The organism is Clostridium sp. LY3-2, assembly GCF_024705715.1.
GTDB lineage: Bacteria > Bacillota > Clostridia > Clostridiales > Clostridiaceae > Clostridium.
Genome location: NZ_JAMDLQ010000045.1, coordinates 1 through 19,783 on the forward strand (window position 1 = coordinate 1; position 19,783 = coordinate 19,783).

22 protein-coding genes and 1 pseudogene are annotated in these 19,783 nt (G+C 27.2%); 2 read left to right on the plus strand and 21 right to left on the minus strand.

Features of this window, described 5'->3' with window-relative positions; all coding sequences use genetic code 11:
• Nucleotides 1-74 precede the first annotated feature (74 nt).
• The 4 genes from helD to M4I33_RS13630 all read right to left on the minus strand — a co-directional run bounded on the left by helD (nt 75) and on the right by M4I33_RS13630 (nt 5,928).
• On the minus strand, nt 75-2,366 hold the full coding sequence (gene helD, locus M4I33_RS13615; protein ID WP_257917315.1) for an RNA polymerase recycling motor HelD: 2,292 nt from the start codon (nt 2,364-2,366) through the stop codon (nt 75-77).
• Nucleotides 2,367-2,500: 134 nt separating this feature from the next.
• On the minus strand, nt 2,501-3,796 hold the full coding sequence (locus M4I33_RS13620) for a GNAT family N-acetyltransferase (protein ID WP_257917316.1): 1,296 nt from the start codon (nt 3,794-3,796) through the stop codon (nt 2,501-2,503).
• Nucleotides 3,797-3,808: 12 nt separating this feature from the next.
• Complete coding sequence (locus M4I33_RS13625) at nt 3,809-5,455, minus strand: DNA mismatch repair protein MutS (protein WP_257917317.1); 1,647 nt, start codon at nt 5,453-5,455, stop codon at nt 3,809-3,811.
• Nucleotides 5,456-5,529: 74 nt separating this feature from the next.
• Nucleotides 5,530-5,928 carry a methyltransferase domain-containing protein gene (locus tag M4I33_RS13630; RefSeq protein ID WP_257917318.1) on the minus strand — a complete coding sequence of 133 codons (399 nt, stop codon included), beginning with the start codon at nt 5,926-5,928 and terminating at the stop codon, nt 5,530-5,532.
• A 135-nt stretch (nt 5,929-6,063) separates the two neighbouring features.
• On the opposite strand from M4I33_RS13630, the gene M4I33_RS13635 reads away from it, so the two are divergent.
• Nucleotides 6,064-6,579: a GNAT family N-acetyltransferase gene (locus tag M4I33_RS13635; RefSeq protein ID WP_257917319.1), complete on the plus strand. Its 516-nt coding sequence runs from the start codon at nt 6,064-6,066 to the stop codon at nt 6,577-6,579.
• A gap of 32 nt (nt 6,580-6,611) precedes the next feature.
• On the opposite strand, the gene M4I33_RS13640 is transcribed toward M4I33_RS13635, so the two are convergent.
• The gene (locus tag M4I33_RS13640) at nt 6,612-8,018 is read right to left on the minus strand and encodes an APC family permease (protein ID WP_257917320.1); all 1,407 of its coding nucleotides are present in this window, start codon (nt 8,016-8,018) and stop codon (nt 6,612-6,614) included.
• 187 nt (nt 8,019-8,205) lie between these two features.
• On the opposite strand from M4I33_RS13640, the gene M4I33_RS13645 reads away from it, so the two are divergent.
• Nucleotides 8,206-8,643, plus strand: a complete 438-nt coding sequence (locus tag M4I33_RS13645; protein ID WP_257917321.1) for a GNAT family N-acetyltransferase — start codon at nt 8,206-8,208, stop codon at nt 8,641-8,643.
• Between the two features lie 43 nt (nt 8,644-8,686).
• Here the strand turns inward: M4I33_RS13645 and M4I33_RS13650 are convergent, their stop codons facing one another.
• From M4I33_RS13650 to M4I33_RS13725, 16 genes and pseudogenes are all read right to left on the minus strand, one after another.
• A complete protein-coding gene (locus M4I33_RS13650) occupies nt 8,687-9,064 on the minus strand; it encodes an HsmA family protein (protein ID WP_257917322.1) in 378 nt (125 codons plus the stop codon).
• A 17-nt stretch (nt 9,065-9,081) separates the two neighbouring features.
• Nucleotides 9,082-9,507, minus strand: coding sequence for a MarR family winged helix-turn-helix transcriptional regulator (locus M4I33_RS13655; RefSeq protein ID WP_257917323.1), 426 nt, complete (start codon nt 9,505-9,507; stop codon nt 9,082-9,084).
• A gap of 182 nt (nt 9,508-9,689) precedes the next feature.
• Entirely contained in the window at nt 9,690-10,304 is a 615-nt protein-coding gene (locus M4I33_RS13660) for an alpha/beta hydrolase (protein ID WP_257917324.1), read from the minus strand.
• Between the two features lie 15 nt (nt 10,305-10,319).
• Nucleotides 10,320-11,183, minus strand: coding sequence for an NAD(P)/FAD-dependent oxidoreductase (locus M4I33_RS13665; protein WP_257917325.1), 864 nt, complete (start codon nt 11,181-11,183; stop codon nt 10,320-10,322).
• Between the two features lie 3 nt (nt 11,184-11,186).
• Nucleotides 11,187-12,614, minus strand: a complete 1,428-nt coding sequence (locus tag M4I33_RS13670) for an NAD(P)/FAD-dependent oxidoreductase (protein ID WP_257917326.1) — start codon at nt 12,612-12,614, stop codon at nt 11,187-11,189.
• A 17-nt stretch (nt 12,615-12,631) separates the two neighbouring features.
• A complete protein-coding gene (locus tag M4I33_RS13675) occupies nt 12,632-13,453 on the minus strand; it encodes a Cof-type HAD-IIB family hydrolase (protein WP_257917327.1) in 822 nt (273 codons plus the stop codon).
• Nucleotides 13,454-13,640: 187 nt separating this feature from the next.
• On the minus strand, nt 13,641-13,853 hold the full coding sequence (locus M4I33_RS13680; protein ID WP_257917328.1) for a hypothetical protein: 213 nt from the start codon (nt 13,851-13,853) through the stop codon (nt 13,641-13,643).
• Between the two features lie 250 nt (nt 13,854-14,103).
• Nucleotides 14,104-14,535, minus strand: a complete 432-nt coding sequence (locus tag M4I33_RS13685) for an MOSC domain-containing protein (RefSeq protein WP_257917329.1) — start codon at nt 14,533-14,535, stop codon at nt 14,104-14,106.
• Between the two features lie 3 nt (nt 14,536-14,538).
• Complete coding sequence (gene moaA / locus M4I33_RS13690; protein WP_257917335.1) at nt 14,539-15,498, minus strand: GTP 3',8-cyclase MoaA; 960 nt, start codon at nt 15,496-15,498, stop codon at nt 14,539-14,541.
• A 32-nt stretch (nt 15,499-15,530) separates the two neighbouring features.
• Nucleotides 15,531-16,007: a cyclic pyranopterin monophosphate synthase MoaC gene (gene moaC / locus M4I33_RS13695; protein ID WP_194189908.1), complete on the minus strand. Its 477-nt coding sequence runs from the start codon at nt 16,005-16,007 to the stop codon at nt 15,531-15,533.
• Between the two features lie 2 nt (nt 16,008-16,009).
• On the minus strand, nt 16,010-17,029 hold the full coding sequence (locus M4I33_RS13700; protein ID WP_257917330.1) for a molybdopterin-binding protein: 1,020 nt from the start codon (nt 17,027-17,029) through the stop codon (nt 16,010-16,012).
• Nucleotides 17,030-17,041: 12 nt separating this feature from the next.
• A complete protein-coding gene (modB, locus tag M4I33_RS13705) occupies nt 17,042-17,698 on the minus strand; it encodes a molybdate ABC transporter permease subunit (RefSeq protein WP_257917331.1) in 657 nt (218 codons plus the stop codon).
• Nucleotides 17,699-17,700: 2 nt separating this feature from the next.
• Nucleotides 17,701-18,474 (minus strand): molybdate ABC transporter substrate-binding protein, encoded by a 774-nt coding sequence (gene modA, locus M4I33_RS13710; protein WP_257917332.1) that lies wholly within the window; start codon nt 18,472-18,474, stop codon nt 17,701-17,703.
• Nucleotides 18,459-18,950 (minus strand): molybdenum cofactor biosynthesis protein B, encoded by a 492-nt coding sequence (locus tag M4I33_RS13715; protein WP_257917333.1) that lies wholly within the window; start codon nt 18,948-18,950, stop codon nt 18,459-18,461. The genes modA and M4I33_RS13715 overlap by 16 nt, the downstream gene beginning before the upstream one ends.
• A 31-nt stretch (nt 18,951-18,981) precedes the next feature.
• A complete protein-coding gene (mobB, locus tag M4I33_RS13720) occupies nt 18,982-19,467 on the minus strand; it encodes a molybdopterin-guanine dinucleotide biosynthesis protein B (protein ID WP_194189903.1) in 486 nt (161 codons plus the stop codon).
• Between the two features lie 11 nt (nt 19,468-19,478).
• Nucleotides 19,479-19,783 (minus strand): annotated as a pseudogene (locus M4I33_RS13725) (NTP transferase domain-containing protein); the annotation flags it as partial.

Sequence of the window (19,783 nt, forward strand, 5' to 3'; positions counted from 1 at the left end):
AATATATTTTACTTCTTTTACAAACAAAATTCGGGAAATTAATAGAAATTTTTAATTAATTTCCCGATTAGTTTTTATATTAATTCAGTTATTGAATCTCTTTCTATTATATATTCGCTATGAAGTGCTCTAGTTAAAGAAACATATAATAATCTTTGATCTAAAGTGCTAGTTTTATCATATAATTCCTTTGAAGGATTATAAATTATGCTGCAGTCAAATTCTAACCCTTTAGTTAAAAATGATGGAATTATAGTTAAATCACTTTTTGATTCTTTTTCTTTTCCTTTAATTCTTTGGAATGTGAATTCTTTAAGATTTTTCTTTAAAATCTTTTCAAGTTTTATTCCTTCATCATTATCTTTTGTGATAATAGAAACAACATTTTTTCCTTTAGATTTAATTTCTCTAACTATATTTTCTATTTCTTTTGAAACTTCTAAATCACTTTTTGCCTTTATTATTTTAGGAACATCACCATGCCTTAAAACTGGTTTTGCATCTTTAAGGCCTAAATTTTGTGCTTTTAATGAATTTCTTGCAAAATCTATTATTTCAACTGTAGATCTATAGCTTTGACTTAAACTTATAAAGGTTGATTTACCTTTAAATAATTTTTCAGTTATATCTTCCCAAGTTTTTAAACCCTTATAAAAATAAATTCCTTGAGCTAAATCTCCAACTAAAGTAATCGAGTTACCTTTTGATAGTTCATTTACTAAATAAACTTGGAAAGGGCTATAATCTTGCGCTTCATCTACAACTATGTGTTTAAACTTCTCTTTATCATCTATGCCTTCTAAAAGAACTCTTATATAAAGAAGAGCTGATAAATCATCTTCATCGATCAATCCGTTTTCAGTTTTTTCTTTAAAGTCATTTTTCATAAACTCACCTAAAGATTCTGGTATTTGACCATCTGTTGCAATTTCAAAAAGGTCAGAGTCTTCAAAAAATCCTGAGTAAATATCCGCTGGATTAATTCCTCTCCAAGCCTTAAAGTACTCATTTAAAGCACTCTTTGCATTTTTTCTAACAGCTTCTTTTAAGCTATCTCTCTCATCATAAGACTTAACTAAAGCTTTTCTTCTTTCTTCTTTATCTTCAATCTCTAACTTGATTTCTTTTATTTTCCCTTCCCACTCTAAATCTACTTTTTGAATAACTGCTGCTGTTTTTTCTTTTATTTTTAGATTTAGATATCTTTTTATTTCATCTTTTCTTTTATTTATAGGATAAGCTTTTAAATCTTTTAAATAAAGGCGCATTATTTCTTTTCTTGAAAATAATACTATCCCTTCTATTACTATATCCTTTATATCTAAAGATCTAGATTCTAAAAGTGTTATATATCTATCTAGCATTATTTTAAATGACATAGATCCTCTAACTTTTGCAGAATTAATTATAAGCTTTCTTTTTAAAGGGTCAGTTTCACTCATAATATCGTTTAGTTTTTCGTCTTTGTTATATATTTTTCCTTTTAATTTCGCCTTTGTTTTTACAAGTTCTTCAAAAGTGCTTTGCTTAACTTCGTGCGCACCAAGACTTGGAAGAATCTCAGATATATAATCTAAGAATAGTTTGTTTGGTGCAAGTACTAAAATATCCTCACTTGTCATAGTTTCTTTATATCTATATATTAAATAAGCTAATCTGTGAAGGGCAATCGTAGTTTTTCCTGAACCTGCTGAACCTTGAACTATAAGAGGAAGAGTTCTTGGCCACCTTATAATATCATTTTGTTCTTTTTGGATTGTAGCTACTACTTCTTTAAGCTTTTTCCCTCTACTTTCTTCAAGGTTAATCTTTAAGAATTCGTCTACTAACTCTTGTCCTTCTCCACCATTAATCATAATTTCGTTTATACTTTCATCAAAGACTCTGCTAAGTTCATACTCTTCATCAAATAAAAACTTTCTCTTTAATGATAATTCTCCATCTATAATTCCAACTGGTGCTTTATATGAAGCCTCGCCCCCTGTACCGCTATAATAAAGGTCTGCAACTGGCGCTCTCCAGTCTACAACTATCTCTTCTCCGTTTGAAGTACTGCTTATACCGTGTTTTCCTATATATATTTTTTCTATTTCTACAGTCTTTTTTTCTCTAAAGTCTACTCTTCCAAAATAAGGAGTATTAAAAGCCTCTTCATATTTTGCGATATCTTTTATGGCAAGTTCTTTAGCTTTCCCTATAGTATCTTTTTCTGAATTATATTTTCCTTTTAATGCTTTTGATAACTCATTATATTTATCCGTTACTTTTTTTACGTAGTCCTCTTTTGAATCTAACTCTTCTTGAATGAGATTTCTTTTTTCTTCTAAAATCCCTCTTTCTTCTTTCAATTTTTTATCTTCACTCATTTATAATACCTCTTAATTTTAATTTTACACATAATACTTTTTACCTAAAGATAAAAAGCCCTAACTCTTATTATAAACATAAATAGTTAGGGTTATAAACTAAAATATCACAAATTTTAATAATTATTAATTTATTAATTTATTAATTTCATCTTATAAAAGGTTATTCTTTCTCCTCTTATAATTTCATATACGTCAATTATCCTAAATCCTAATTTTTCGTAGCATTTAATAGCCCTTTTATTAAAATCTCTAACTTCAACTACAATCTCTTTATCTTTATATCTTTCTTTAGCTTTTGTTATTAAATCATTCATTATAATTTTCCCGTATCCTTTTCCGCAAAGGCTAGGTTTTATTCCTATTCCTATATAACATTCATTATTATATTCTCTAATTCTACCGTATCCTATAAGATTATCTTTTAATTTATACCCTATAAATTCTTTTTCTCTACTTTCTTTTATTCCTATAGAATATTTTTTCATCAAAGCCTCTCTGTAAGACATATTATAAACTTTGTACTTCCCTCTATATTTCCAAGTACAAGCTTCCTTTGCCATATCCTCTTTTAAAACTTCATCTATAAGAAGAGGCTTTTCTATCCAATAACCTATTGCATCTTTAATATTAAAACCTCGCTTTTTATAAATCTTAAAAGCTACTTCATTTTTTTCAATCACTATAAGGCTAATATTTTGTACTCCTCTAATTTTTAAGTTAACTATTGCTGTTTCAAGTAGTTTTTTTGAAAGGCCTCTATTTCTATAATTTCTATCTAAGCCTATATCGAATTTTCCATTTTCTTTTTCTATATCTAAAGTTAAAAAGCCAACAGACTCTCTTCCTTCTTTAACTATAAAGTTTCTATCTTTTTCTTTTAAAAGCTTTAAACATTCCTCTTCACTTAACGTGCAGCCGTGTGGCATATCATTAAAGGCAGAATTATATATTTTTATAAATTCTTTTTTATTTTTTTCATTTAACTCTTCTAAATTAAGTAATTCTAAAGCTTTTAAATCATTATCTATAAGTTCCATAGTATAAGAGCTATAAGTATATTTAAAACCTAAACTTTCTAAAATCCCTTTATCTTTTTCTCTAAAACAAATTAAAACTTTAACTGCACCTAGGTTTTCTATAAATTTTTCTGCATAATTTATAGTTTCATCTATTTCTTCTTTTTTATCTGTAAATACGCTATCTATTATTATATATCCTGTCTTTAACTTTTCTATTTCTTTAGTTATACAATTTAAAATTACTTTTGGTGTATCCTTAAAATTTATAAATACATTTTTAGAAAAATCATAGATTTCATCTTTATATCTTAAATCCATTTCTTTTAGCGTTATATTTTCTTTTATATTTAAGCATTCTAAAATTTTTTCTTTTTCAAAATCTTCTAACCTATCATAACCCTTTATCATAAAATCACCTTTTTAAATTACTTCCCATTTATTACTTTCCATAAAATCATTTGCACTTTCATTTGCTTCTTTTATAACATCGTCATCATACCCTAAAATCTGAAGGATCTTTATAGCATTTCTAGTTTTTGTTCTTCCTTTATTTATCTTATAATCAAATACTATTTCCTCTTCTAAAATTCTTTCACTAAAATGATAGTTTAAATAATAGTTTTTAAGAATATCAGTTAATTCTAAATCATGGGTTGCAGCTATAACTTTATAACCGTCTTTTGCTAAAAATTTTAGTATTCTAGAAGATGCTGCAATTCTCTCAATAGTATTTGTTCCTCTTAAAATCTCATCTATAAAACAAATAATATTTTCGTCTCCTAATTTTGCATCCATTATCCTTTTTAAAGATTTAGATTCAACCATATAATAACTCTCTTTACTTAAGAGATCATCTTTAAGTGCCATAGAAGAATAGACCTTAAAGAAGTCTCCCCTATAGCTTTTTGAAAAGGACATATAAAAGCTTTGAGAAAATATTATATTAATTCCAACTGCCCTTAAAAAGGTAGACTTACCAGATGCATTAGATCCTGTAATAAGTATAGAATTATTTATTTCTAAAGAATTTAAAACTGGATTTTTTATTAGAGGATAGTACGCATCCTCTATAATTATTTCTTTATTTTTTATAAACTCTGGTTTAGAAATTAAATTAAATGACTCTCTTAAAGATGCTATAGCTAAAAATGAATCTATTTCACCTACAAACTCATAAGTTTTAAGTAATGCTTCTTCATTATTTCTTAAATTGCTACCTATCTTTTCAATTTTTAAAGCTTCTGATAAGAAAAATAGCTTTAAAACTTCATTAAAGCCTATAGCTTCAGGAATTGAATTTTCTGTCTTTAAAAAATATTGCCTCTTAGTTTTTCCAAGCTTTTTTAATTCAGATTTTATATTTTTATAAGAGTCATTTATAAGTGAAATATCTAAACTAGACACATAATTTGCAAATTTTAAAACCTTTATTATATATTCGTAATCTACTAACCTGCAATTATTATATTTATAACTTTTTTGTGCTATATAGATATTAACTAAAATAGAAATTATCATGAATATAAAAAATATTGGCTTAAAAATAATTAAAATTGCAAAAACTATAGGAAGTTTTGATAAGAAATATAAAAAATTATAATTCCAAATTTTTTTAGCTATAGAATGTTTATATATAGTTACGCTATCGCTTTTTCCTAAAAATCTTAATTTTAGCATCAAATCTTCACGTATATCTTTATTTTCTTTAAAAAACTCTATTAGATTATCTCTTCTTTTAAGTTCATCTAAATCAAAGCTTTGCTCCCTTAAAAATTTATATAATATTTCATCTCCTAAAGATGTCCCTGTGTTATTTATCCCTTTAAATATCTCGTCCATATTTAAATCATTCCAAGTTATATCATCAATATAAAATTCTAATTTATCCTTCATAAAATCAAAGTATCCTCTAGTTAAATTTAAATCTATATCGTTTGATTTAATATTTTTAAGTTTTCCATAGCCTTCTCTAACTTCAGTTAAATACTTTTTTTCATTATGTTCTCTTGCCTCTTTATAAGTTATAATCATTCCTATTAATAAAATTCCAATTACTAAATATACCAAATTATCACCTCTTTTACATTTTACACTAAATTGTAAAACAAAAAAAGCATACCGATAAATCAGTATGCTTAAAACTATTTTTCACAAATTAAAATATTTTCTTTAGAATCTTCTTTTATATCCTTAAACAAATTTTTTGCTTCTATTTTATTTTCATTTTTGAAATTAAGGATATAAAGGATACCTTCGTTTTTTAAGAAGCTATATATCTTTTTTATATACTTTTCTACCATATTACAGTTATTATTTATTAAAATTGCTATATCGAAAGATTCATTTTTAAAACTTATAGAATTATAATCATCTAAAAAGTAATATACTTTATTATAATTAGAACTTTGAAAATTTATTATTTCTTGTAAACTTTCAGTTACTAAATAAATTTCATACCCTTCATTTTTTAGTTCCCTTAATATATCTAAATCCTTAATACAAACTCCTAAAGCCTTTTTTCCTTTTAATAAATTAGCCATTAATCTTAAATTTTACTTATCCTCCTAAAAATATTTCACTATTATACTATGAATTAAAAATCATTTTGCCTAATATATTGTATTTTTTTAATATAAAGATTAAACTATCTATAAATACATACTTTAGGAGGCATTATGACTATAAGAAAAGAAACTTCAAAAGATTACGGTAAAATTTATCACTTAGTCGAAGAAGCTTTTAAAACTGCTGATTTATCAGATGGAACTGAACAAGATTTAGTTAATATCATAAGGCAAAGTGAAAATTATATAGAAGATTTATCAATAGTATGTGAAGAAAACTCTATGCTTTTAGGCCACGTAATGTTATCTAAATTTAATATTACAGATTCTAAAAAAACATATCCTTCACTTATTCTAGCGCCGCTTTCTGTAAAGTTAGAATCTAGAAATAAAAAAATTGGTTCAAATCTTGTAAACTTTGCTTTAGATAAAGCTAAAGAACTCGGCTTTAGTTCTGTTTTTGTTTTAGGAGACCCAAAATACTATAATAAATTTGGTTTTAAAGAAAGTAAATCATTTAATATAGAAAATATTAATGACATTCCGCCTGAATATTCTATGTGCCTTGAACTTAAGGAAGGCTCTTTAAAAAACATTAAAGGAACTATTGATTTTAATCTATTTTAACTTAGATTTTTATAAAAAAAGATGAGCAAAATTTAATTTTGCTCATCTTTTTTAATTTCTATTAAATTATCATTATCTTTAATTATTGAATGTTTTTTCCCGTATAAGAAATAACTTATTAAGATTAATACTAATACTATACTAAATATTATCCAAGTATTTAGCTTTAAGTTAGACATTAAAAATAAACAACATCCAGCTCCAAGTATTGGAACAAAAGGAACAAGTGGTGTTTTAAAGCTTCTTTTTATATCTGGGTATTTTTTTCTAAATACTATAACTGATATAGATACCATCCCATAAACTAATAAAAAGGCTATACTTGCAAAGTTTGCAAGATCTTTTAGATTGCAAAATCCAGCAAGACCTGCTCCAACTAAACCTACTGACCAAAGTGATACTATAGGAACATCCTTTTTATTTTTCTTACTAAATACTTTAGGAATTAGTCCATCACGACTCATAGTTGACATAATTTGAGAAGTTGCAAAGTTACTTGCAAAAATTACTGCAAGTATACCAATAATTGTTCCTAAAGAAACAATCATAGATACATTGCTTCTACCTACTAATTTTAAAGTGTAAGAAAGTGCATCTGGCACATTTAAGTTTTTATAAGATGTTATACCAGTTAAAACTAATGATACTCCAACATAAATTGCAGCACATACCGCTAAAGATGATATAAGCCCTATAGGAAGTGCCTTTTTAGGGTTTTTTACATATGGTGCTGCTGACGCAGTAGCATCAAAACCACAATATGCAAAAAAGACAGAAGCTGCACCTGTAAACACTCCGCTTGTACCATAAGGTAAAAAAGGTTCATAATTAGTTTTCTTAACATAAAATACGCCAACTAATAAAAATATAAATATAACTACTATTTTTGTTATAACCATTGCATTATTAAACTTTTTACTGTCTTTAGTTCCAGCTGATATTATAAATAAAATCATAACAACTGAAAACATTGCAGGTAGATTTACAATCCCACCTTGAGACGGAATTGTTGTTATTGCCTTTGGCAAATAGATATTAAAAACATCTAAAAAGCTAGTTAAATATGCACCCCAACCTGATGCTACTGTTGCCATTGATAAAAGGTATGCAATAACTATGCAAAGCCCTGCTATGTAGGCTAAAATTTCACCTAAAGTAACATAAGTAAAGGTATACGACCCTCCTGAACTTGGAATGTTTGAACTAAGTTCTGAATAACATAATACTATTACCATAGCTGCTATTGCACCGATTACAAAAGATATAGCAACCGAAGGTCCAGCTTCAGTTGCAGCAACTATACCTGTTAAAACCATAACGCCTGTCCCAATTACAGACCCTATACTCATTAAAGTTAAATCTAAAGTACTTAATGTTTTTTCATTATCTCCTATATGATTTAAAACACTACTCATCTTTTGAGTTCTAAATATACTCATTTTTTATCACCTTCAAATCTATTTATACTATATAATTACAGAATAAATTATATCAAATAAAGAGATTTATTATTGTAAACTTTTATATCATTTTGTAAACAGAATCTATTTTGTTTTATCTAATTGATTGTAAATTACGATTAGATATAGTATATTAATCTTTATAATTTGTTAGAAAGGGATTTTTATGGTAGTTGAAAAATTAAAAAAAGAGGACATTAAAGAACTATTAGAACTTTACAAAGAGCTTATAGATACTAAAAATGATATATCTATTTCAAAGGAAACTTATGAAAAAATCTTAAAAGATGATAACTATTACCTTGCTGTTTTGAAAAAAGATAATATAATCTTAGGTTCCGCTTTAGCCGTTTCTTGTTTTAATTTTAGTATGGGTGGGTGTACTTTTATTGTAGTTGAAGATGTTATAGTTAAGGAAAATACAAGAGGCCTTGGAATAGGCAAAAAACTTATGAAAGCTATTGATGATTTTGCAAAATCAAAAAATGCAGCTTATTCTATTTTAGTTTCTTCAAGTCACAGAAAAGGCGCTCATAAATTTTACGAAAATATAGGCTATACTGATAGCGTTTTAGGCTTTAGGAAAATATATAAAGAAATATAAAAAAAGATTTGCACTAAAATTTTAGTGCAAATCTTTTTAAGAATTAAATTACGCCCATTCCTATAAGCATTCCTAAGATATATGGTACTAACCAAATTACCCAAACTACTATACTGAATTTGTGGAATTTTTCTTTTTGTTCTTCGCTTCCACTAATTAATACCTTTGTTGCCCAAAGTGCGTGGAATAACATTAATAAAATTGCAAGTGCTCCTGTAATTCCGTGAAGGTTAAACTTAATCCCTCCTGCAATATCCATCATAAAATGTGTACCTAAAGTATCACAAACTAAACCTAAATAGAAAATTACAACGTGCCAAGTTTTAAGTTTTCCTCCTAATTTTTCTGACCAAACACCTATTGTATAAAATACAAGTGCGCTAGTTATAAATATTATTGCTTTCATTAATAATGGTGACATACTAATTCCTCCTTAAATCATTTTAATCTTTCTATCATATTTTCTAGTTTTTCTTTAATTAACTCTTTTTCCTCTTCACTAAATGGTTTAAAAACTTCATTAAAAGCTTCCCTCATAAGATTACTTATCCTTTTAGATAGCTTACTTCCTTCTTTAGAAAACTTTATATAAGTTATCCTTTTATCTTTTAAGTCTTTTTCTCTAACTACTATATTTAATCCTTCAAGCCTATCTATAATCCCAGACGCTGTAGCTTTTCTAATAGACATAGCCTCGCTTAGTTCTGTTATAGTAAGAAGGTTTTTATGACCTATAATCCTAATTGCAGTTATTTGAGTCGGCGTAAGTCCTTCTCCCTTTAGTTTTTTAGTAATAGTGTTGTTAACTATAGAATTTAATTCTCTTAAGTATAGAGCTATTAAAAACTCATTATTTGGCTTCAAGCTCTCACCTCCAAAATAGTTAGTATGCTAACTACTTTTTTTATTATAATACTATCTTTTTAAAATAAATACAATTAACTTCTAATTAATAAATTGTGAATTCTTATTAATAATTATTATCCTTTACATTTTATTACAAAAAAATAAGGCCTTTACAGAGTCAGCCTTATTTTTTAAGTTATTTATTTAATGAATGTTTTGATAGCTTTAATTATTTCTATTTGTACTTCAAGACTTCCAATAGGATTCTTTTCTAAGTTTAATGCATGATTTGCACCATTAAAAATTATTACTTTATATTTTTTAGAATCTACAATGTTTTGAAGGTTTTCTTCACTTAATAGTGGATCTTTACTTCCTGTAATTATAAGTGAACCTTCTTTAAATCCCATTCCTACAGTCTTATCTATAGGACTTATATAAATATTTTTAATATTTATTCCTTCTATTTTTTCATTTAAGAAGTCTTGTACACAAGTACCTATGCTTTTACCTATTATTATTACTTCTTTATATTCTTTTAAACTAAGTGCATCTTTAACTAATTCTAAAGTTTCATCTGCAATTATATTAAACTCTTCTTTTACATTAAATGCTTTTCTAGCTACTTGGAATCCATATTCAACTTCCATTAAGTCATAATTTTGACTTAGGGCAAGCTCTCCTGAATATTCTATTGTAACTCTATCTATTGTGTATCCTATACCAGGTAAAATTACAACTAATTTATCACTTCCATTGTCAATTAAATTTGGTTTTAATTGAACCTCCCAATATGAATTTAGTACATGATTCATAAGCTCATCTTCTTTCTATAAATTTAAATTATAAACTAATGTTTTTGAATTTTTTTCTATTTCATCTATATTATTTTTAACATCCACACAATCACCTATCGCATAAATATTTTCTCTAGATGTCTTAAATACTGGATTTACTAAAATACCGCCGTTTTCTTTATTTAAAGTTATGTTACTTATCATTCCTATTATTCCATCTGGCACTATTCCAGCAGCTACAATCAAAGTATCACATTTTAAGTTCTTTGAATTTCCATTATCTAAAACGACTTCTTCTATACGTCCATTTCCTTTAATAGTTTTAATTCTGTAATTAAATAATATATGATTTGTTAAATCAAATACTTCTTGATTTAACCCTAAGCATACTATTGCAGATATATTTATATTTTTTTCTTTAAGTTTGTCTGATATTTTATATAAATCAGCCCCTCCAAAAATAACAACATTATCTCCAATATTTACATTTTCCATATCTAGAATCTTGTCTGCCATATTAACTGTATAAATTCCTGAACATCTATCTCCAGAAATATTCAATGCATTTTTCCCTTTTTCTTTTGCACCGCTAGAGATAATAATATTTTTTGATTCAAGTTTTTCTATTCCATTTTCCATACTTGTTGCAATTACGTTATTTTTATCATCTATAGAAATTACTTGTGTATTAAGTTTTATTTTAATATCAGTACACTCTATATTTGAAACTAATTTTTCTATATATTCTTTATACTTTTTAACACCTTTTAACATTCCACCTATTTTATTATCTTTTTCAATAACTAGAACTTTTTCCATTCCTCTTTCATAAGCATTTAAAGCACAATTAAGTCCTGAAATTCCGCCACCTATAACTATTAAATCATATTTTTCCATCGACTAGTCCTCCTTAAAACCTATAACATTTGAATTTTTATTATTCTTCATTACTTTGTTTAAAGGAATATCTAACTCTCTACTAATTATTGTAGCTATAGGAATTAAACATCCAACACCTTGGCATCCACCCATAGAAGCTCTTGTTCTTCTTTTTACTCCATCTACTGTTCTAGCACCAAGTGGTCTGTTTATTGCATCTACTATTTCACCTTCTGTTATTAGTTCGCATTTACATATAAGCTTTCCGTAAGCTCTATTTTCTTTTATAACTTCATTTTTCTCATCAAAAGATAATTCGTTAAATCTTAAAATCCCTTTTCTTTTTCCATTAAAGCTTGTATCTTCTTTTAATTCAATTTTATCTTTTAATAAGTCTTTTACATAAACTGCAATAGCAGGTGCACAAGTAAGACCTGGTGAATCTATTCCTATTACATTTATAAAGTTTTTAGAATCCTTTGCTTCTTCTATTATAAAATCAGATTTTATATGAGGTCTTATACCACTAAAAGCAGTTATAATTCTTTTTTCTGGTATTTCATTTATTAAATCTAATCCTTTATTATTAACCTCAGTTGAACCTTCTTCTGTTACTGAGAAATCAAAAACATCATCTAACTCTTCAGCGTTAGGTCCAACTAAAAGATTTCCTTCTACTGTTTTAGTTACAAGTACTCCTTTAGTATCTTTTTTAGGAACTGTAAATAATGTTTTGTTAGTTAACTTTCCAGAAACTTTATCTAAAAGTAAATACTCGCCCTTAACACCTTTTACTTTTAAAACATTTTTACTTACCATGTTGTTTATTTTATCTCCGTAAAGACCTGCTGCATTTATAACTATTTGAGCTTCTATTTCCTCTCCGTTTTTTAATTTAACTCTATAAAATCCATCTACCTTTTCTATCCCTGTAACCTCAGAGTTTAACTTAAATCTAGCACCATTTAGCACTGCATTTTCAGCAAGGGCAATAGTCATTTCGTATGGACTCACTATACCTGATGTTTTAGCATATAATGCCCCTTTAACATTTTCTTTAATATTTTTTTCTAAGTTTAAAGTATCTTCTTTATCTAAAATACTTAACCCTTTAATTCCAAGTTCTTCTCCATTTTTCTTCAGTTCTTCAAGTGTTACCATATCACCTTCGCTGAACCCTAAAACTAAAGCTCCATTTCTTTCAAATTTAAAATCTAAATCCTTTGATAAGGAATCAAACATATCGTTTCCTTCTCTATTAAGCTTTCCTTTTAAAGTTCCAATTTTTTCATTATACCCAGCATGTACAATCCCACTATTAGCTTTTGTTACGCCTTCTGCTATATCACTATCTTTTTCTAAAATAGTTATATCTAATTCATATTTTGATAATTCTCTTGCTATTGCTGAACCTACAACCCCAGCACCTATTATTAATACATCAGTCATTATTAATCCCCCTCATCTTAGATAAATGTTTCTATCGCTTTACTTACTCCATCGTTTATGTTTGTATCAGTAATAAAATCTGATGCAAGTTTTACATCTTCTGTTCCATTTCCCATAGCTACACCAACGCCTGCACATTTAATCATAGAAATATCATTTTCACTATCACCTATGCACATAACATCTTTTAAATCAACTTTAAGGTACTCAGCTAATTTTTTTACAGCCTCACCTTTGCTTGAACCTATATTCATTATTTCAAAATTGTCAGGCCAAGAAGAAACAACTTCTTTTTCTATATCTGAATTTTCTATAATATTTCTAGCTTCTAAAACTTTTTCCATATTATTTTTATCGGCGCAAACTCCTTTTAGTAATTCATCACCGTATTTAGATAATATTTCTTCAATATCATCCATAACTATTAGTTCTATTTGCTTTTCTTTTTCTAGTTCTTTATTTATTATTTTATATACGTGAGTTTCAGGTAGCTCTCCCTTTGATATTATACCAAATTCAGTCGTAAAATAAGGATTTAGCCCACATTTTACAGAAACTTCAAAAAATTCTCTAGCCATTTCTTTTGTTAATGGATTCTTATAAATTGTTTCACCATTAGAATCTCCAATATATGCTCCGTTTAATGCTATAATCGGAGTTTTTAGTCCTATTTCATCTGCGTAAAGTTTAGCTGATTTGTATACTCTTCCTGTAGTTATAGCAACTATAATATCCTTATTTATAGCTTTATCTATCGCTTCTAAATTTTTTTTTGATATTATCTTTTGATCTTTTAGTAAAGTCCCATCCATATCTGTACAAATAAGTTTTATACTCATTTTTTGCATCTCCCTTACTTTTTATCTTCCTTAATTAGAATACTACTATCTAATCGATAATAAAAATACTATTTACTTATTTAAATAATAGGTAATAGCTTATTAGCCTTTAGCATCATTTTTTAAAGAATTTAGTTTTAAAGTTTAATTTTGTGATTTTTAAGTATTTAAAAAGAGAATCATAAATTTATGATTCTCTACTTAAATTTATTAAGCTAATAATTTTTGCTACTAAAAAAATCGCTACGACACCTATCCACATTGAAATTGCACTTTTCATAATCCTTAATACAAAATGTATTGAATCATCTTGCATGATTAAATTTATTATAAATACTATTAATAGTGCTATAACAATATAGAATTTTTTATTTTTTGAAAGTTTTTTGGAATTTTTCATTAATTTCTCTCCTTTATTCCTTAAACACTCTCATTTAAAATTTTTCACCTAATAACTTAAAATTTGTTTGTAGCTTACGTAATTTTAAGTTATTAGTGGTTTCATAACTTCATTTTGACTTTTATTTAATATATAATATCATAATTTTTTTGAAATTTTCATTCTATTTTTTATATTTAACTTTTTTAATTTTTTGTTCATCTTTTGAATTCTCAAAGATACTATTCATTTACTGCATTAATATAATAATTTAAATAATCTCAACTAAATCATTAATTTTAACTTTTCCAGGGCTTATAACCTTACTAAAAACTCCATGAATAGGCATTATACACTTACCTACTCTGTGGAAAATTTCACATTCATTGTGGCATTTTTTCCCTATTTGAGTTATTTCTACTATAGCTTCTTCTCCTATTTTTAGCTTAGCACCTATAGGAAGTTTATCAACTTCAATTCCTTCTATTACAAAATTCTCACCAAAGTCTCCAAACTTTACGTTTCCTCCAGCTTTATTAAAATCCTCTATTTTTTTATATTCTAAAAGACTTACCTGACGATGCCAGTTACCACCGTGTGCATCCCCCTCTAAGCCGAAATTTTCTATTAAATTAATGCTTGGAACTTCTGTTTTAGCTGTTCCTTTTCTTTCACTTTTGCAAATTGCCTTTATCTTTCCCATAGATTATCCTCCTATTTGATTCATAAATCTAATTTCTTTGTTTTTATCTTCTTTTTTAAATAGATATTTTTCTGGTTTATTATAAATAGAATCTTTAATAATATCTTTTATTTTCTCTTCTGATATACCTTTTTCTATTTCTCTTTTTAAATTAACTCCGCCTTTCCAGTTAAGGCAACCTTTAAGCATTCCATCTGATGTGATCCTTATTCTATTACAATTTTCACAAAAACAATTGCTTAAAGCACTTATAAACCCGATTTTTCCTTTTGCACCTTTTAATTTAATATAATTTGCAGGTCCATCTTTTTTATCTTGTTTTAAGCTTTTATATTCGTAGTTCTTTATTAAATCTTTTATTTCTTCGTTTGATATCCCTGTAAATTTATTTCCCTCTCCTATAGGCATAAGTTCTATAAATCTAACATCTATATCTTTTTCTTTAGTTAAATTTATAAGGTCTATAATTTCATCATCATTTAGCCCTTTTATAATAACTACGTTTAATTTAACCTTTATTCCAAGGTTTAAGCATTTATCTATAGCTTTAAGCACTAGATTTATATCTCCACCTCTAGTTATTTTTTTATATTTTAAAGGATTTAAAGTATCAAGACTTATATTAACTTTAGTTAAACCATTTTCTTTAAGTTCTTCTAATTTTTCTAATAAAAGAATTCCATTAGTCGTTAAACAGATATCTTCTATTCCTTCTAAAGAATTAGTTTCTTTAATTATTTTAACTAAATCTTTTCTAACTAAAGGCTCCCCTCCAGTAAATCTAATCTTCTTAATTCCAATTTTTTCTGAGGCTTTGATTATTTTTATAATTTCTTCTTCTGTAAGCTTTTCTTTAGAAAATTCTATATTACTACTTGGCATACAGTATATACATCTTAAGTTGCAATTATCAGTTAAAGAAATCCTTAAATAATCTATCTCTCTCCCATATATATCTTTAATTGTCCTCACCTCTTTTTAAAGCAAATAGACTTTTAAAAGTTAAACTCTCCACTTTTTCCACCAGTCTTTTTAACTAAGTGAATATCATGAATTACCATTCTTTTATCTACAGCCTTACACATATCATATATAGTAAGTGCAGCTACAGAAACACCTGTAAGTGCCTCCATCTCTACTCCTGTTTTTTCGTCTAGTTTTGCCATAGCATTTATAATTATCTCATTATTTTCTTTATCAATTTCAAAATCTATACTTGAACCTGTAATCATTATAGGGTGACACATAGGAATTAAATTGCTAGTATTTTTCATAGCCATTATTCCAGCTACTCTAGCTACCCCAAGGACATCCCCTTTTCCTATTTCACCTTTTAAAATAAGGTCTATAGTCTTGTCACTTGCAAGAACTTTACCAGTTGCAATTGCAACTCTTTTAGTAATCTTTTTATCACTTACATCAACCATTACCGCATTTCCATTTTTATCAAAATGAGTTAATTTATCAGACATCTCTATTCTCCTTTTCCAAACGAACAGTGAGGGAAGGTGCATACTTTACAGTCTAAGCAAAATCCTCCGTGACCTAGCGCCGCTAAATCTCTTACTTTTAATTTTTCATCTGCTAATATCCTAGGTAATACTAAATCAAATACCGTTCTTTTTGAATACATTACACATCCTGGTAAACCTAAAATAGGAACATCTTTATGATATGCTAGTAAAAACATAGCGCCTGGCAATACTGGAGACCCATAGCTAATAACATCCGCTCCACATTCTTTTATTGCGCTTGGAGTCATATCATCAGGGTCTACTGACATTCCACCAGTACAAACTATCATCTCAGCTCCACTTTCTAGAGCTTTTTTAATTTCTTTTACTATCATGTCTTTATCATCTGGTAATATAACTTGGTTTATAAGTTCACATCCATAGTATTCTATTTTTCTTTTAACAGCAGGTCCAAATTTATCTTCAATTCTTCCGTGATAAACTTCTCCTCCAGTTGTAATCATATAAACCTTTTTGCCTTTTATTTCATTAACACTTATAAATGGCTCTTTTATTAATTTTTCAGCTTCTATTATTTTATTTTCATCTATTACTAGAGGAATTACCCTAGTTCCTCCAATAACTTCACCTTCTTTAACTGGTGTGTTGTTATGTATAGTTGAAACTATAATCTCTCCAAGACAATTTATGTCTAATAATTTTTCTTTATCTATCTTTAAAATCCCATCTCTATCTGCTATAAAATTAATTTTTCCTTCTTTTATTTCAGAAAATCTTAAACCATCTTTACAAACTAAATTTTTAAGTCTTACTGCCGCATCGTTTTCGTGTAGCATTCCTTCTTCTTTTTCCCAAACGTAGATATGTTCTTTACCTATTTTAAGTAATTCTTCTATATCTTCTTCTTTTATTATGTGTCCCTTTTTAAAGGCACGACCTTTAAATTCTCCTGGTACAATCTTTGTTATATCGTGACAAAGTACCATACCAATAGCATCTTTAACATTAACACTTTTCATTTTATTCACCTCTTAATTAATGCGTTTAATTATTCTGTTATAAAAGAAAATAAGAAGGCAAGATAGTATCACAATTATAATTAAGATAGTATTTGCTAAATGTGAATCACCGTTTTCAATAGCATAATACATAGCCATAGGAACTGTTTGCGTCTTACCTTCTATATTCCCAGCAACTAAAATAGTTGCACCAAATTCACCAAACACACGTGCAATACCTAATATAAGTCCTGTTAATAGACCTTTTTTTGAGAGTGGCAGACTTATAAGTTTATAAACCTTTAAGTCTGTTGCACCCATCTCTTTTGCAGCGTTTTTCATATCAGAGTTTACGCTTAAAAGAGATGCTTTTAAACTTTGATACATTATAGGTAAGGCTACTATAATTCCAACTACTACAGCACCAATCCAAGTAAAAATTATGCTGTAATCAAAGTTTTCATCTAAAAAACTTCCTATTACTCCTCTTTTACCAAATATAATTAAAATTATATACCCTACAGCTGAAGGCGGTAAAAACATAGGAAACATTATTATAGTTTCAAAAATATTTTTTAATTTAAAATCTTTTTCTACTAGGACATATGATAAAAGTACATTTAGTGTCATCCCTATAAGAATTGACACTAAAACTACTTTTAAAGATATTACAAGTGCTTCTAAAATCATTTTTAATTCACTCCAAAGCCATATTTCTCAAATATCTTCTTACTTTCATCACTTTTTAAATAATCACTAAACTTCTTGCTTAAATCTAATTCTTTACTATCTTTAAGTATACATAGTTCATAAACTATTGGTTTGTGATAATTATTTGGAACTGTATAAACTATTTTGCTACTTTTTAAATTCATAGCATCAGTTTTATATACAAATCCTAATTCTGTTTCTCCGTTTTCAACATAAGTTTTTACGTTTGTAACACTTTTAGCAAAAATGAATTTATCTTTTAGTGAATCATAAATTCCAAGTTTTTCTAAGGACTGTTTTGCGTATTGCCCTGCTGGAACTGTATTTAATTCACCTATTGCTATCTTTCCATCTATATTTTTTAAATCATTTAAAGATTTTATATCACCTTTAAAATCCTTGCTTCCAATTAAAACTAATTCATTATTTAATAATTTTTTTGAATCATCTTTTTTTACGTAATCTTCTTTTACTAATTCTTCAGCATATTTAGTGTTTGCTGATATAAACACATCTACAGAAGCTCCGTCAACTATTTGTTTCTTTAAAGTTCCAGAACCTCCTACGTTAAATTGTATCTTTACTCCATTTTCTTTTTCAAACTTATCTCCTATTTCTTTCATTGGTTCTTTTAAACTAGCAGCAATACTTACCGTTAATGACTTATCTTCTGTTTTTTTATCATTACATCCTGCTAATAAACCCAAAGCTAGAAATGATGTTAATACTGTAGCTAATATTATTTTCTTGCGCATTCTTTTGAATCCCCCTTTAAAATATCTATACCATGTTTTAAATCTTCTAAGATATAATCTAAAACTTCCCTGCAAGCTTTAGGACTTCCTGGCATATTAACAATAAGAGTTTCTCCTCTGATTCCAGCAGTTGCTCTTGAAAGCATAGCTCTTTTAGTAATTAACATACTATAACTTCTAATAGCCTCAGGTATACCTAAAGCTAATCTTTCTATTACTTCGTTTGTTGCTTCTGGCGTAACGTCTCTATGACTAAAGCCAGTTCCTCCTGTTGTTAATATTAGATTTACTGAAAGCTCATCGCTTTGATAGATCATTTCATCTCTTAAAAGATCCTTTTCGTCAGGTAAAACTATATACCTTTTAACTTCAAATCCTCTCATCTTTGCGATTTCAGCTATAACCTTACCACTCTCATCATTTCTTTCTCCTTTATAGCCTTTATCGCTGCTGGTTATTATTCCTAATGTATACATTTTCCTCTCCTTTTTAATAATATTTACCTTACTATTTTAATTTTAGTATAATATCGACAATTTTACTATGGTCATTCTTGTCGATTTGAATATGTTTTTCGTTTTCATTTATATAATCCGTAGCAATACATACCAAATCCTTAGAATTTGAAATTATTTTAGAGCTATACCCTTTTCTAAAAACTTCTATTTTTTTAAGGTTTGAATTTTTGTATCCTTCAACTAAAATAACATCTTTATCTTTCATTAAATTAATAAGTTCTTCTATATTTAATTCTTCTTTGATTTCTTTTATTATAGCTACTCTATTTTTAGATGAAATTATTACTTCATCTGCACCTGCTTCTCTGTGCCTGTAAGTATCTTTTCCCTTTTTATCTATATCAAATCCGTGAACATCATGCTTTATAGTTCCAACTGAATATTTTCTTCTCTTTAATTCTCTTATTAACCCTTCTATTAATGTAGTTTTTCCAACATTACTACACTCTCCTACAATATTTACTACGATAGGCATTTAAATCACCTTTACTTTCTAAGTAAATTTTCATATTCTTCTAAAGTATTTATATTTCTAGTCTTTTTTGTGTCTTTTAAATCTAAAAATTCTACCCTTAAATTATTTATTAAATCTTTTAATTTATAATTTTTTTCTTTTATCATCTTTTCAATTTTTTCTATTGAACTTTTTTTATAAACTGAACAAAGGGGTTCTATATTGCCATTTACTCTAACTATAAGAGCATCTTTATTTATTTTAGATTCATAAATTTTTTTAATAAACTCTTCATCTAAAAAGGGCATATCTGATGGAATAAAAGATATAGGACCGC

Bases quoted from the DNA above. Each gene is read 5' to 3' on its own strand.
- helD (WP_257917315.1), bottom strand. From the start codon at position 2,366: ATGAGTGAAGATAAAAAATTGAAAGAAGAAAGAGGGATTTTAGAAGAA.
- M4I33_RS13620 (WP_257917316.1), bottom strand. From the start codon at position 3,796: ATGATAAAGGGTTATGATAGGTTAGAAGATTTTGAAAAAGAAAAAATT.
- M4I33_RS13630 (WP_257917318.1), bottom strand. From the start codon at position 5,928: ATGGCTAATTTATTAAAAGGAAAAAAGGCTTTAGGAGTTTGTATTAAG.
- M4I33_RS13635 (WP_257917319.1), top strand. From the start codon at position 6,064: ATGACTATAAGAAAAGAAACTTCAAAAGATTACGGTAAAATTTATCAC.
- M4I33_RS13640 (WP_257917320.1), bottom strand. From the start codon at position 8,018: ATGAGTATATTTAGAACTCAAAAGATGAGTAGTGTTTTAAATCATATA.
- M4I33_RS13645 (WP_257917321.1), top strand. From the start codon at position 8,206: ATGGTAGTTGAAAAATTAAAAAAAGAGGACATTAAAGAACTATTAGAA.
- M4I33_RS13650 (WP_257917322.1), bottom strand. From the start codon at position 9,064: ATGTCACCATTATTAATGAAAGCAATAATATTTATAACTAGCGCACTT.
- M4I33_RS13660 (WP_257917324.1), bottom strand. From the start codon at position 10,304: ATGAATCATGTACTAAATTCATATTGGGAGGTTCAATTAAAACCAAAT.
- M4I33_RS13665 (WP_257917325.1), bottom strand. From the start codon at position 11,183: ATGGAAAAATATGATTTAATAGTTATAGGTGGCGGAATTTCAGGACTT.
- M4I33_RS13670 (WP_257917326.1), bottom strand. From the start codon at position 12,614: ATGACTGATGTATTAATAATAGGTGCTGGGGTTGTAGGTTCAGCAATA.
- M4I33_RS13675 (WP_257917327.1), bottom strand. From the start codon at position 13,453: ATGAGTATAAAACTTATTTGTACAGATATGGATGGGACTTTACTAAAA.
- M4I33_RS13680 (WP_257917328.1), bottom strand. From the start codon at position 13,853: ATGAAAAATTCCAAAAAACTTTCAAAAAATAAAAAATTCTATATTGTT.
- M4I33_RS13685 (WP_257917329.1), bottom strand. From the start codon at position 14,535: ATGGGAAAGATAAAGGCAATTTGCAAAAGTGAAAGAAAAGGAACAGCT.
- moaC (WP_194189908.1), bottom strand. From the start codon at position 16,007: ATGTCTGATAAATTAACTCATTTTGATAAAAATGGAAATGCGGTAATG.
- M4I33_RS13700 (WP_257917330.1), bottom strand. From the start codon at position 17,029: ATGAAAAGTGTTAATGTTAAAGATGCTATTGGTATGGTACTTTGTCAC.
- modB (WP_257917331.1), bottom strand. From the start codon at position 17,698: ATGATTTTAGAAGCACTTGTAATATCTTTAAAAGTAGTTTTAGTGTCA.
- modA (WP_257917332.1), bottom strand. From the start codon at position 18,474: ATGCGCAAGAAAATAATATTAGCTACAGTATTAACATCATTTCTAGCT.
- M4I33_RS13715 (WP_257917333.1), bottom strand. From the start codon at position 18,950: ATGTATACATTAGGAATAATAACCAGCAGCGATAAAGGCTATAAAGGA.
- mobB (WP_194189903.1), bottom strand. From the start codon at position 19,467: ATGCCTATCGTAGTAAATATTGTAGGAGAGTGTAGTAATGTTGGAAAA.